Origin of the sequence: Nocardioides sp. (genome assembly GCF_024509035.1) — a bacterium.
Classification (GTDB): domain Bacteria; phylum Actinomycetota; class Actinomycetes; order Propionibacteriales; family Nocardioidaceae; genus Nocardioides.
The window spans coordinates 1-12,816 of the sequence record NZ_JANINT010000030.1; the positions used below are offsets into that span (position 1 = coordinate 1).

At 72.2% G+C, this 12,816-nt stretch carries 13 protein-coding genes and 1 pseudogene; 9 read left to right on the plus strand and 5 right to left on the minus strand.

Going from position 1 to position 12,816, the window contains the following annotated elements; translation table 11 throughout:
• Positions 1 to 1,126, plus strand: a 1,126-nt coding sequence (locus Q0L15_RS02955) for a trypsin-like peptidase domain-containing protein (RefSeq protein WP_296602128.1), incomplete at its 5' end; no start/stop codon positions are given.
• Positions 1,127 to 1,136: 10 nt separating this feature from the next.
• Here the strand turns inward: Q0L15_RS02955 and Q0L15_RS02960 are convergent.
• A complete protein-coding gene (locus tag Q0L15_RS02960) occupies positions 1,137 to 1,406 on the minus strand; it encodes a helix-turn-helix domain-containing protein (protein WP_296602129.1) in 270 nt (89 codons plus the stop codon).
• A gap of 98 nt (positions 1,407 to 1,504) precedes the next feature.
• Between Q0L15_RS02960 and Q0L15_RS02965 the strand changes: the two genes are divergently transcribed.
• Both Q0L15_RS02965 and Q0L15_RS02970 read left to right on the plus strand, forming a co-directional pair.
• Positions 1,505 to 2,176 (plus strand): hypothetical protein, encoded by a 672-nt coding sequence (locus tag Q0L15_RS02965; RefSeq protein ID WP_296602131.1) that lies wholly within the window; start codon positions 1,505 to 1,507, stop codon positions 2,174 to 2,176.
• A 2-nt stretch (positions 2,177 to 2,178) separates the two neighbouring features.
• Positions 2,179 to 3,480, plus strand: coding sequence for a hypothetical protein (locus Q0L15_RS02970; protein ID WP_296602133.1), 1,302 nt, complete (start codon positions 2,179 to 2,181; stop codon positions 3,478 to 3,480).
• Here the strand turns inward: Q0L15_RS02970 and Q0L15_RS02975 are convergent.
• The gene (locus Q0L15_RS02975; protein WP_296602134.1) at positions 3,459 to 4,787 is read right to left on the minus strand and encodes a hypothetical protein; all 1,329 of its coding nucleotides are present in this window, start codon (positions 4,785 to 4,787) and stop codon (positions 3,459 to 3,461) included. The two genes, Q0L15_RS02970 and Q0L15_RS02975, sit on opposite strands and share 22 nt — an antisense overlap.
• Positions 4,788 to 4,799: 12 nt before the next feature.
• Complete coding sequence (locus tag Q0L15_RS02980; protein WP_296602136.1) at positions 4,800 to 5,162, minus strand: hypothetical protein; 363 nt, start codon at positions 5,160 to 5,162, stop codon at positions 4,800 to 4,802.
• A 125-nt stretch (positions 5,163 to 5,287) separates the two neighbouring features.
• On the opposite strand from Q0L15_RS02980, the gene Q0L15_RS02985 reads away from it, so the two are divergent.
• The 4 genes from Q0L15_RS02985 to Q0L15_RS03000 all read left to right on the plus strand — a co-directional run bounded on the left by Q0L15_RS02985 (position 5,288) and on the right by Q0L15_RS03000 (position 9,020).
• Positions 5,288 to 6,736, plus strand: coding sequence for a wax ester/triacylglycerol synthase family O-acyltransferase (locus Q0L15_RS02985; RefSeq protein WP_296602138.1), 1,449 nt, complete (start codon positions 5,288 to 5,290; stop codon positions 6,734 to 6,736).
• Positions 6,733 to 7,086, plus strand: a complete 354-nt coding sequence (locus Q0L15_RS02990; protein WP_296602139.1) for a hypothetical protein — start codon at positions 6,733 to 6,735, stop codon at positions 7,084 to 7,086. Before Q0L15_RS02985 ends, Q0L15_RS02990 begins: the two co-directional genes overlap by 4 nt.
• A gap of 129 nt (positions 7,087 to 7,215) precedes the next feature.
• A complete protein-coding gene (pruA, locus tag Q0L15_RS02995; protein ID WP_296602140.1) occupies positions 7,216 to 8,844 on the plus strand; it encodes an L-glutamate gamma-semialdehyde dehydrogenase in 1,629 nt (542 codons plus the stop codon).
• Positions 8,844 to 9,020 carry a hypothetical protein gene (locus Q0L15_RS03000; protein ID WP_296602142.1) on the plus strand — a complete coding sequence of 59 codons (177 nt, stop codon included), beginning with the start codon at positions 8,844 to 8,846 and terminating at the stop codon, positions 9,018 to 9,020. Before pruA ends, Q0L15_RS03000 begins: the two co-directional genes overlap by 1 nt.
• Here the strand turns inward: Q0L15_RS03000 and Q0L15_RS03005 are convergent.
• Both Q0L15_RS03005 and Q0L15_RS03010 read right to left on the minus strand, forming a co-directional pair.
• Entirely contained in the window at positions 9,005 to 9,487 is a 483-nt protein-coding gene (locus Q0L15_RS03005) for a DUF2505 domain-containing protein (RefSeq protein ID WP_296602143.1), read from the minus strand. The genes Q0L15_RS03000 and Q0L15_RS03005 overlap by 16 nt on opposite strands.
• Positions 9,487 to 9,966 (minus strand): DUF2505 domain-containing protein, encoded by a 480-nt coding sequence (locus tag Q0L15_RS03010; protein WP_296602145.1) that lies wholly within the window; start codon positions 9,964 to 9,966, stop codon positions 9,487 to 9,489. The genes Q0L15_RS03005 and Q0L15_RS03010 overlap by 1 nt, the downstream gene beginning before the upstream one ends.
• A 32-nt stretch (positions 9,967 to 9,998) precedes the next feature.
• On the opposite strand from Q0L15_RS03010, the gene Q0L15_RS03015 reads away from it, so the two are divergent.
• The gene (locus Q0L15_RS03015; RefSeq protein ID WP_296602146.1) at positions 9,999 to 10,802 is read left to right on the plus strand and encodes a tryptophan 2,3-dioxygenase family protein; all 804 of its coding nucleotides are present in this window, start codon (positions 9,999 to 10,001) and stop codon (positions 10,800 to 10,802) included.
• A gap of 90 nt (positions 10,803 to 10,892) precedes the next feature.
• Positions 10,893 to 12,816: pseudogene (locus tag Q0L15_RS03020) on the plus strand (NAD-glutamate dehydrogenase domain-containing protein); the annotation flags it as partial.

Consider the following 12,816-nt stretch of genomic DNA (forward strand, 5'->3'; position numbering starts at 1 on the left):
GCCGCCGCGGCACGCCGTCCCTCGCGGCCGGGTGCCGGGCTGGCTGTGGCCGGTCGTGTGCGTCCTCGCCCTCACCCTCGGCCTGGCCGGGGGCGCCCTGGGCGCGCTGACCTACGAGCAGCTGCGTGACGACGGCCCCGGCACCGTGAGCGACGGCCTCTCCGGGGTCGACACGGTCTCGCAGGCCCCGCTGCCCGCCGACAACGGCTCGATCGAGGCCGTGGCCGCGCGGCTGCTGCCGAGCACCGTGCAGATCTCCGCGGAGTACGAGGGGCAGCGTGGCGGCGCCACCGGCTCCGGCTTCGTGCTCGATCGCCAGGGGCACGTGATCACCAACAACCACGTGGTCGCCGACGCCGACGAGTCCCAGGGCCCGATCGAGATCGTCGACCAGGACGGCAACCGCTACAAGGCGACCGTCGTGGGCCGCAGCTCGGTCTACGACCTCGCGGTCCTCTACTCCGACGAGGCCCGCGGCCTGACCCCGGCGGCGCTCGGGGCGTCCCAGGAGCTGCGGGTCGGCGAGGGCGTGGTCGCGATCGGCTCGCCGCTCGGGCTGAGCTCGACCGTCACGGCCGGCATCGTCAGTGCCCTGCACCGTCCGGTCACGACCGGCGACACCGGCAACGACTCCTCCTACATCAACGCCGTCCAGACCGACGCGGCGATCAACCCGGGCAACTCCGGAGGCCCGCTGGTCAACCTGCGCGGCCAGGTCGTGGGCGTCAACTCCGCCATCGCGACCACCGGCGGCGGCATCGGCGGCGAGGCCGGCAACATCGGGGTGGGATTCGCGATCCCGATCGAGCAGGTCCGCGTGACCGCCGACCAGATCCTGCGCACCGGCAAGGCGCGTTACCCCGTGATCGGCGCGCAGGTGCAGACCGGCGACAACGACGGCCGCGGCGCCGAGATCGACGAGGTCATGCCGAACACCCCCGCCGAGAAGGGCGGCCTGCGCAAGGGCGACGTGATCGTCGAGGTCGAGGGGGAGCGGATCACCGACGGCATCGCGCTGATCGTGGCCATCCGCTCCCACCAGCCCGGCGAGACCGTCGAGTTCACGATCCTGCGCGACGGCGACGAGAAGACGGTCTCCCTGACCCTGGGTGCCGAGACCGGCTGATCGGCGCGGACTATCCCGACCGCGGCGAGCCTCCGGCGTCGGCGTCCGAGCGTGACTCGGCGTCCTCGTAGGGGTGCTGGTCGACGAAGGTCTTGGTCTCGGCGTACATCCGCTGGATGAACTCCTCGAGCTGGGCGGACTCCACCCGCCACTGGCCCCGGCCGCCGATCTTGATCGCCGGCAGCTCGCCGCGGCGGACCAGCGCGTAGACCTGCGCGCTGGAGGTGTTGAGCACCTCGGCGACGTCGGCGAGCGTGAGGAAGCGGGGAGTGCCGGCCATGGGGTCATCGTCGCACCTCCGGCCTCCGACGCGACCGCGACCCGAGGGGCCTGTGGACGACGGGTTTCAGCGCACGGATCCTGGGTGATGATGTGCGCGTGACCCGGAGGCCGGCACCGCGCGCCGAGACCGGGGCCGTCGCCTCGGTCCCGCCGGCGACGCGTGCGAGCCGACCCGGGTGGCGCGACCCGCGGCTGTGGGTCGGCGTCCTGATCGTCGCGGTCTCGGTGGTCGCGGGCGCACGCCTGCTGGCCGCGGCCGACGACACGGTCTCGGTGTGGGCGGTCGCGGCCGACACCGGCCCCGGTGCCGAGCTCGCGCCCGACGACCTGGTGGCCCACCGGGTCCGGTTCGCCGACGCGGGCGACCTCGACCACTACTTCAGCGTCGACGACGAGCTGCCCGCCGACCTGCGACTCGTGCGCGGCGTCACCGCCGGCGAGCTGCTCCCGCGGGCTGCCATCGGTGCCGCCGACGCCGCGGCCGACACCGTCGAGCTGCCGATCGCCGTCGACGCCGAGCAGGTGCCGCCGTCGGTGCGCGCGGGGACCGTCGTCGACGTCTACCTCCTCGCCGGTGGCAAGGACGGGGCGGTGCGCTCGCTCGACGACGCCACCGTGGTCGACGCCCCCGACCTCGAGGCCACGTTCGGTGCCGCCACCGGTCGCCGCCAGCTGGTCCTCGCGGTGCCCGAGGCCGACGCGGCGACGTTCCTCGAGGCACTCGGCCGCGCGGAGAGCCCCGTCCTCACCGTGGTCCGCGGGGGCTGAGCGTGGCCGATCGCGCGCTCGTGCTGATCGTCGCCTCCGGCGCCTCCTGGGAGCCCGAGGCGCTGCGCCGGCTCGGCGACCACCCGGCCGTCGTGGTGCTCAGGCGCTGCGTCGACGTCGACGACCTGCTCGCCGCGGCCACGGCCGGGCAGGCCGACGTCGCCGTGCTCGGCCTGGATGCTCCCGGCCTCGACCGCGGCGCCGTCGAGCTGCTGCGCAAGCACGGCGTGCGGCCGGTCGCGATCGCAGCCGGCGGCGCCACGCTCGACGGTGGCCAGCTGCGAGCGGCGCGCATCGGCGTCCACCGGGTGGTCGCCGACGACGACCTGGCGAACCTGCCGGCGGCCGTGCTGGCCGAGGACGCGCCCGGCACGGCCGTCCGGCCCCCGGCTCCTCCGGGGCTCGGTCCGCCGCCGTCCGGTCCGCCGACGCCCCCACCCGCCGGTGCGGTCGCCCCGGATCGCCCGGAGCCCGGTCGGGTGATCGCCGTCTGGGGGCCGGCCGGCGCGCCGGGACGCACCACCGTGGCGACCTCGCTCGCGGCCGAGATCGGCCGTCGGGGACGCCGTACCGTCCTGGTCGACGCCGACCCGTACGGCGGCGCGGTCGCCCAGCAGCTCGGCATCCTCGACGAGGTCTCGGGACTGCTCGCCGCTGCGCGGCTGGCCTCCTCCGGGCAGCTCGAGGAGCGGTTCGCCTCCGTGCAGCGTGGCATCGACGCCCACCTGAGCGTGGTCACCGGCCTACCGCGCGGCGACCGGTGGGTGGAGGTCCGCGTCGGCGCGGTCGAGCACCTGCTGGAGGTCGGACGCGAGCAGGGTGTCGTCGTGGCCGACACCGGGTTCAGCCTCGAGGAGGATCCGGTGCCCGACCTCAGCACCCGGCCGGGTCGCAACCAGATGACCCTCGGGGCCCTCGAGGTCGCCGACGACGTGGTGGTCGTCGGGAGCGCCGATCCGGTCGGGCTCTCGCGCCTGGCCCGCGGGCTCGTCGAGCTGCGCGACCTCACCGACGGGCGCCCGGTGCACGTCGCGGTCAACCGGATGCGCCCCAGCCTGGGGTGGTCCGAGCGTGACGTCGCCGGGATGGTCACCGGCTTCGCCCGGGTCGAGGGGCTGCACTTCCTGCCCGACGACCAGGCCACCGTCGACCGTGCCCTGGTTGCCGGCCGCACGCTCGTCGAGGTCGGCGACTCACCCCTCGCGCGGGCGGTGGCGCGGCTGGCCGACGCCCTGGTGCCGACCCCGTCTGCGACACCACCGGTGGCGGCCGGACGGCACGCTCAGGCGGCGAACAGCAGGTAGAGCCCGCCCACGGTGAAGGCCACCATTGCGAACAGCAGCGGCAGCTGACCGGTGAGCTGGTGGCGGGGCGGCAGGATCTTGATCGCGCGGTCGTGGGCCGCGACCACGCCGAGCACGTGTCCGAGGATCACGGCGGCGACCTTGATGTTCGCCAGCGCCGTCGGGTGGTACCTGAACCAGGTGAACGGCGTCAGGTCCGCGGTGCCGAGGTAGTTGCTGCCGTCGCTGAACGGGTCGCTCGCCTGGATCAGCGTGAGCTGGCCGACCTCGAGGAGATAGCGGAGGTAGTGGGCCACGATGTAGCCCACGATGATCGGCACCACCGAGTGCGCGAGCACGTTGGGCAGCTCGGAGCGGCGCAGGTCGTCGCCCAGCCCGGTGAGCACGCAACCGAGCGCGAACACCAGGCCGACGCCGACGCAGAACGTCAGGAGTGCGAGGTTGTCCAGCAGGTAGGCCGAGACGTCGGTGTCCTGCACGAACGAGATCCACCGCGTGGAGTCCTTGAACGAGTCGAACGCGGTGCTGCCGAACAGCACGGCCACGACCGCCACCAGTCCCGGACGCACCGGGGTGGTGTCGAGGTTGGCGAGCGGGCTGCGCAGCACGAGCACGTCGCCACGGCGACCCCACACCGAGAGGTGGGAGACGAGCGTCGAATAGACCTCGAACGGGTCGGCCCGCGCGTAGAAGGTGTTGCCGAACAGGGCGCCGCCGACCAGCATCACGGCGACGTACGCCGCACACCACAGCCGCACCGGCCCCAGCTCGGTGGAGTAGGGGTAGACGAGCTCCATCCACACGAACGCGAACAGACCCAGCGCCGCCGGCCAGTAGCCCAGGCGCTCGGGGTAGGTCAGCAGACCGCGCTCGGGGTCGCTGCCGGAGACCTTCGCGAACGCCAGGTTGATCGTGCGGACCGGGCTGATGGCCTTCCAGACCGGGCCGAAGAGCAGCGAGAGCGGCACCAGGCCGACCCACCACCACACGTAGAACATGCCGAAGACCGGGTTGGTCACCAGGTCCTTGCCGGCCACCGCCACCATCGCGCCGTAGAGGAACACGACGAAGCCGACCACCCGCCAGGTGGTCCGCCACGCGGTGGAGTCCACGACCTGCGCGAGCAGCGCCGGCGCGGGCCGGCCGCTCGTCGCGGCGTCGTACCGCGGGCTGCGCCAGGCCACCGCGAGCACGGTGAACGAGACGACCAGGGCGGCGCTGGCGCCGGCCAGGGTGAGCCCCAGGGTGATCGGGAGGTCCTTGGGCCCGCCGATGCCATGGGCGAGCGTGATGCCGTCGGGGGACACCTCAGCAGGTCCTCAACGGACCTCGAGCTGCACGATCACCTTGTCCAGCTCGTGCGACTCGACGTCGACCACGCCCGGGGTGTCGATGCCCTCGATGGTCAGGGTCGAGTCGCCGGCGTCGTAGTCCAGCTCCTGCTCGGGGGTCGAGTGCACGTGGATCGTGCCGGGGGCGTCCGCGGTGACCTCGAGGTCGACCTCCTGCCCGACGGCGACCTGGACCCGCTCGCCGTTGGGGGTGATGCTGTCCCCCTTGACCGTCACCTCGATGACCTTCGGCCCCGCGTCCGACTCGTCCGGCGAGTCGCTGCCACCACAGGCGGAGAGGGTGGCGAGAGAGGTCAGGAGTACGGCCAGGGCGGCCAGGGTACGGCGCATCGTCCAGTCCTTCTTGCTCGGCCCTGCGGCCGGGGCTGCGTCAACGTCTGTAACGTCTGTCAGAATCGCACGTCTGTAGAAACGTCCGGCACCCCACCCCCACGGGTGGGCCGCGAGGGGGACCCATGACCGAGAGGCTCCGTCCGCGCGACGTGGCCATCCTGGCCGAGGAGTCGCCGTCGTCGCCGATGCACAACGCCACCGTCGAGATCTTCGACCCGGGGGAGTCGGGCTTCGACTACGCCTGCCTGGTCCGGCTGGTCCAGGACCGCATCTCGTTCGTGCCCCGCTACCGCCAGCGGGTCCAGCCGGTGCCGGGCCGGATGGCCAACCCGGTCTGGGTCGACGACGACCACTTCGACATCGGCTACCACGTACGCCGCTCCGCGCTGCCGCGTCCGGGCAGCCTCGACCAGCTGCGCGACCTGGTGTCGCGCATCGTCTCGCGGCCGCTGGACCGCAGCCGGCCCCTGTGGGAGATGTACTTCATCGAGGGCCTCGCCGACGGACAGGTCGCGATCCTCTCCAAGTCCCACCAGGTGCTCGTCGACGGCATCGACACCGTCGACCTCGGCCAGGTCCTGCTGGACAAGTCGCCCGAGCCCAAGGAGCTGGGCGCCGACAGCTGGCGGGCCCGCAGCCGCCCCTCGCCGCTCGCGCTGATGGCCGAGGCCGCCCGCGAGTCGATCACCCGCCCCGAGACCGCGGTCGACACCGTGCGGAGCACCACCGGTGCCGCGCTGCGCGGTGTCGCCGCGACCGCACGGTCGACCGCGCGCGTCGTCGACGCGCTGGCCAACCGCCCGCCGCGGGGTGACTCGCCGATCATCGGCCCGCTCTCGCAGCAGCGGCGGGTGGTCGCCGTACGCACCGACCTCGCCGACTACCGCAAGGTCCGCGACGCGCACGGCGGCACCGTCAACGACGTGATCCTCGCGACCGTCACCGGGGCCCTGCGGTCCTGGTTGATGACTCGCGGCGAGTCGATGAGCGGCATCCGTCAGGTGCGGGCGATGGTGCCGATCTCGGTGATCGACGACGAGCTGGAGGCGACCTCGCTCGGCAGCCAGATCGCCGCCCACTTCGTCGACCTGCCGGTGTGGGAGGCGAGCCCGGTGGTGCGCCTGCATCAGGTGTCCTACTCCTTCCAGGCCCACAAGGAGACCGGCCGGGCCGTCGGTGCGAGCCGGCTCGCGAGCATCTCCGGGTTCGCCCCGGCCACCTTCCACGCGATCGGCTCGCGGGTCGCGGCGGTCGAGCGCCGCCGGGGGTACCAGCTCAACGTCACCAACGTCCCCGGGCCGCAGGCCCCGCTCTACGCCGCCGGTGCCCGGATGGTCGCGACCTACCCCGTGCCCCCGCTCCTCGAGGGCCACCCGCTGGCGGTCGGCGTGACGTCCTACGACGGCCACGTCTACTACGGGCTCACCGCCGACCGCGACATTCTGCACGACGCCGACCTGCTCGGGCCGTGCATCCGCGAGGCGCTCGACGAGCTCGTCGACTCCGCCGGCGGCCGGGCGCGGGTCCCGCGCGGCCGCAAGCGCCGCACGTCCCCCGAGGAGACGTCATGACCGTCCGCGTCTACCTGCCGACCACGATCGCCCGGCTCGCCGAGGAGCATGCCGAAGGCGCCTTCACGGTCACCGACGACGTCGTCGTCCTCGCGGCCGGGGATGACGACGAGGAGGCGGAGTACGACGCGCTGATGACCGCCGCCGACGCCTCGGCCGCCCTCGTCGCCGGTCCGGGCCGCCGCGTCGTGGTCGTCGCGGAGCTCGACCGCGAGCCCGAGACCGGTTGGACGATCCCGCTCAAGCGCGTGGTCGCCGTGCACGCCGACACCGAGGACCGCCCGCCCGGCGCCGACCCCGACGACGACCTCGGCTGGTTCGCCACCCAGGAGATCCCGCACCTCGTCTGAGTTGACCCGCCCGAAAGTTCTGGGCGGGTCAACGCGCATTGTCGACACATCACGTTGACCCGCCCGAAAGTTTCGGGCGGGTCAACACCGACTCGGCGTGCCGCCGGACCGCTCGCTACGCTCGCAGGCATGGACGCTGTCACGACCCCGCCGGCTCCCACCAACGAGCCGAACCTGACCTACGCGCCTGGCACCCCCGAACGGGAGGCCCTGCACGCGGAGATCGCCAAGCTGGAGAAGAAGCAGAAGAACCTGCGTGGCTACATCGGTGGCCGGTGGAAGGCCGGCGGCGGCGTCGAGATGCAGGTCGTCCAGCCGCACGACCACCAGCACGTGCTCGGCACCCTCAAGGCCGCGACCCAGGCCGACGCCCGCGCCGCCGTCAAGGCCGCCAACGACGCCGCGCCCGCATGGCGCGACATGGACTTCGACGACCGGGCCGCGATCCTGCTCAAGGCCGCCGACCTGCTGGCCGGCCCGTGGCGCCAGCGGCTGAACGCCGCCACCGTGCTCGGCCAGTCCAAGACGCCGTTCCAGGCCGAGATCGACTCCGCCTGCGAGCTCATCGACTTCTGGCGGTTCAACGTCCACTACGCCCGGCAGATCCTCGCCGAGCAGCCGATCCGCAACAGCCCCGGCGTGTGGAACCGCACCGACCACCGCCCGCTCGAGGGCTTCGTCTACGCGATCACGCCGTTCAACTTCACCGCGATCGCCGGCAACCTGCCGACCGCGCCCGCCCTCATGGGCAACACCGTCGTGTGGAAGCCCGCGGTCACCCAGCAGCTCGCGGCGTCGCTCACGATGGAGCTGCTCGAGGAGGCCGGCATGCCGCCGGGCGTGATCAACATGCTCCCCGGTCACGGCGCCGACGTCTCCGAGGTCGCGCTGGCGAGCCCCGACCTGGCCGGCATCCACTTCACCGGCTCGACCGCCGTGTTCCAGCATCTGTGGAGCGAGGTCGGCACCAACATCCAGGGCTACCGCGCCTACCCGCGCATCGTCGGCGAGACCGGCGGCAAGGACTTCATCGTCGCCCACCCCTCGGCCGACCCCGACGTGGTGCGCACCGCGATGATCCGCGGCGCGTTCGAGTACCAGGGCCAGAAGTGCTCGGCCGCGTCGCGGGCGTACGTCGCGCGCTCGGTCTGGACGAAGATGAAGGACTCGTTCATCGCCGAGGTCGAGAGCATCACCATGGGGGACCCCACGGACTTCTCGAACTTCATGGGTGCGGTCATCGACGCGCGGGCGTTCGCCAAGCACCAGGCGGCGATCGAGCGCGCGAAGCGCTCCCGCAAGCTCGACATCGTCGTCGGCGGGACCGTGGACGACTCGGTCGGCTACTTCGTCAGCCCCACGGTCGTCGAGGGCGGCGACCCGACCGACGAGATGTTCTCCACCGAGTACTTCGGACCGATCCTGGCGCTGCACGTCTACGAGGACGGCGACTTCGAGCGGGTCGTGCGCGCGATGGAGTCGAGCTCGCCGTACGCCCTGACCGGCTCGATCATCGCCCAGGACCGCCGGGCCATCGCGTGGGCCCAGCAGGAGCTGCGGTTCGCCGCCGGCAACTTCTACATCAACGACAAGCCGACCGGCGCGGTCGTCGGCCAGCAGCCCTTCGGTGGCGGCCGGGCGAGCGGCACCAACGACAAGGCCGGCGCGGCGTCCAACCTGCTGCGCTGGACCTCGCCGCGCTCGATCAAGGAGACGTTCGTCCCGCCGACGGACTACCGCTACCCCTACCTCGGCTGATGCTCGCTCCCCAGCTCACCGCTCCCCACGTGACAGCTCTGCACATGGGGGCGCTGCACCCGGTCGAGCAGGTGCTCGTGCTGGTGCTGGCGTTCGGCCCGTTCCTGCTGCTCGCCCTCGTGGTGTGGCTGCGGCGACGGGCCGAGCGCCGGGAGGACGCTCAGGCCGACAAGTAGTCGCGCCCGACGCGCTCCTCCGCGCGGAGCGCCTTGAGCAGCAGGTCCGAGACGAGGCCCTCGATCTTGCCGCCCACCAGCGGCAGGTGGACCTTGATCTCGACGTCGACGGTCTCGACGGTGGTGCCGTCGGTCTCGACCAGGCTGATCGTGCCCTCCATGTGCCCGGGCTTGCCCGGGATGGTCACCCGCAGCGCGGCGGTGTCGGGGGCCGACCACTCCTCGCGCTGGACGATGTCGATCGTGTTGCCGACGAACTTCTTGGCGAACGCCGGGATGCGCTCGGTGGGCTGCACCTGCTCGACGGTCACCGTCATCGTGTCGCCCGACCGCTCGATCTCGACATCGGCGCGCAGCACGTGCTGGTACTCGCAGACGGCCTCGCGGAAGCGGGGGTCGGCCAGCATGTCGACGACGCGCGGGAGCGGGGCGTCGTAGGTCATCTGGTGGTGCAGGCGCTTCGACATCAGCGGCCCGCGAGGTAGTCGATGCCGACGCCGTGCTCGGCGTCCATGCCCGCGGCGACCTTCTCGGCCAGCAGCTTCTCCAGCTTGCCGGCGATCAGCGGCACCTTGACCTTGATCTCGAGCTCGACGATCTCCACGGTGCCCGAGCCCTCGGGGCGCAGGGTGATCGTGCCCTTGAGGGTGGACGGCTTGCCGGGGGTGTCGATCTGCAGCGTCCCGCCGGTGGTGTCGGCCCAGTGCTCGCGCTGGATGGCGCGGGTCGAGGCCCCCGCGAAGGTGCGGGCGAACGACGGCAGGTCGTCGGTGCGCTGCTCCTGGTCGACGCTCAGCGTGAAGCCGTTGCCCTCGCGCTCGAGGGTCACCTCGGCCGAGATCACGTCCTGGGCCGCGCAGGCCGCCTGGCGGAACTCGGGGTCGGCCAGCATCTCGAAGACCGCGGCCGGGGGCGCGTCGTAGGCGAGCTCGTGTCGGAACTTCATGGGGGCCATTGTGCACACCTAGGGTGCGGGCCATGAGCGAGAACTTCGTCTCCTTCGGGGAGCAGGGTGCCCAGCTGACCTACGGCAGCTACCTGCGGCTGCCACAGCTGCTCGACGCCCAGCACCTCGAGTCGGACCCGCCCGCGCACGACGAGCTGCTGTTCATCACGATCCACCAGGTCTACGAGCTGTGGTTCAAGCAGCTGCTCCACGAGGTGTCCGCGGCGCGTGACGCGATGCTCGAGGGTGACGCGGGCGGCCGGCTCTGGTGGGCCCAGCACCTGCTGACCCGGGTGCACGTGATCGAGCGGGTGCTGGTCCAGCAGGTCGACGTGCTCGAGACGATGACGCCGCAGGACTTCCTGGAGTTCCGGCAGCGGCTGGCGCCGGCGAGCGGCTTCCAGTCGGTGCAGTTCCGCGAGCTGGAGTTCCTCTCCGGGGCGAAGGACCCGGCCTACCTCCGTCGCTTCAAGGGCATCACGCCCAGCGAGAAGGAGCGGCTCGACGCGCGCCTGGCCGAGCCGACGCTGTGGGACGCGTTCCTCGCCGTGCTCCGGTCGTTCGACCTGCCCGCGGGCTCCGAGGAGGAGATCACCTCCTCGGTGCGCACCGCCGCGCACGACCGGTCGCGGTACGCCGTCGTGTGGGCGCTCTCCGAGGCGCTGCTCCAGCACGACGAGCTCGCCGCCCACTGGCGCGCCCGCCACGTGGTCATGGTCGAGCGGATGATCGGCAGCAAGTCCGGCACCGGCGGGTCCAGCGGTTCGACGTACCTGCGCTCGCGGTTGCCCGTGCAGTACTACCCGCTCCTGTGGGGCGTGCGCAGCGACCTGTGATCGCCAGAGGTCCCGAGTCTGTGGCCGGAAGTCCCGACGAGTCGCGCCCTGACTGGTGGGTAACCAGGGGCGCGGCCTAGTGTCGGCTCTGTGTCAACGACGACGCGTGAGCAGGACCTGTCCGAGCTGCTGGCCGGGGCGATCGCCCTGGCGCGCAAGAGCGACGACCCGGGCGGTCCGCCGCGCGAGACGGTCGACGACCTGATCCGGACCTACTACCGCCACGTTGCGCCCGAGGACGTCGGGGACCGCTCCGACGCCGACCTCTACGGCGCGTTCGCCTCGCACTACCGGCTCGCGGGCCAGCGGCCCCAGGGCACCGCCCGGGTGCGCGTGTTCACGCCCGCGCCGGGCGAGGACGGGTGGTCCGCGTCGCGGCGCTCGGTGGTCGAGGTCGTCGTGGACGACATGCCCTTCCTCGTGGACTCGCTGACGATGGAGCTGTCGCGTCAGCGCCGTGACGTGCACGTGGTCGTCCACCCGCTCTTCGACGTCGTCCGCGACATCACCGGCGAGCTGCGCGAGGTCCGCCCCGTCGACGACGAGGCCGAGGAGCTCGGCTGGTCGGGGCGCGAGTTCGCGCGTGAGTCGTGGATGCACGTCGAGATCGACCGGGTCCCCGACGGCGACGACCTCGGCGAGATCGAGGACGCCATCCAGCGGGTGCTGCGCGACGTGCGCGAGTCGGTCGAGGACTGGTCGAAGATGCACGCCCAGGTCGCCGACATCGTCCACGAGCTCACCGTCGAGCCGCCCGAGGGCGTGGACCCCGACGAGGCCCGCGAGGCCCGCGACCTGCTCCAGTGGCTGGCCGAGGACCACTTCACGTTCCTCGGCTACCGCGAGTACCACCTGGAGCGACAGGAGGACGGCGAGCACCTGCGCGGCGTCCCCGGCACCGGCCTCGGGATCCTGCGTCCCGACCAGGACATGTCCGTCTCGTCGGGCAAGCTGCCGCCGCAGGCCGCGGCCAAGGCCCGCGAGAAGACGCTGCTGGTCCTCACCAAGGCCAACTCCCGCTCGACCGTGCACCGCCCGGCGTACCTCGACTACGTCGGCGTGAAGAAGTTCGAGAACGGCGAGGTCGTCGGGGAGCGCCGGTTCCTGGGCCTGTTCTCGAGCGCGGCCTACACCGAGTCGCTGACCCGCATCCCCATGCTGCGCGACCGCGCCGCCGCCGTCCTCAAGCGCATCGGGTTCTCGCCGCAGAGCCACGACGGCAAGGCGCTGATGGACACCCTCGAGACCTATCCGCGCGACGAGCTGTTCCACACCTCCGTCGACGAGCTCGCGCCGATGGCCGAGGCCGCGATGCACGCGCGCGAGCGGCGTCAGCTCAAGATGTTCATCCGCCGCGACACCTACGGCCGCTACGTCTCCGTGCTCGTCTACCTGCCGCGCGACCGCTACAACACCGCGGTCCGCGAGCGCTTCTCCGACATCCTGCGCGAGCACCTCGGCGGCGACACGGTCGAGTTCACCGTGCGGCTCACCGAGTCCACGACCGCGCGGGTCCACTTCGTCGTGCACCCGCCGAAGGGCTCGGCGATCCGCGACGTGGAGCCCGCCGACCTGGAGCGCCGGCTCACGGAGGCCTCCCGCTCGTGGCGCGACGACTTCGGCGCCGCCATCGTCGAGGAGTACGGCGAGGAGCTCGGCGCGTGGATGGTGCGCCGCTACCAGGACTCCTTCCCGGAGGCCTACAAGGAGGACTTCAGCCCCCGGATCGGTGCGACGGACCTCGGCCGGCTCGAGGCGGTCGCCGTCGGTGAGTCCGGGGCCGGCATCGACCTCTCGCTCTACCAGGACCTCGACGACGGCCAGGGCGAGGCCCGACTGAAGGTGTTCCGGATCGGGCCGCCGCTGTCGCTCTCCGAGGTGCTCCCGATGCTGTCCTCGATGGGCGTGGAGGTCGTCGACGAGCGGCCCTACGAGCTCGACGGCCTCGACCGTCCGACCTACATCTACGAGTTCGGCCTGCGCTACGGCAAGGCGCTGCCCGACAACTCCCGCG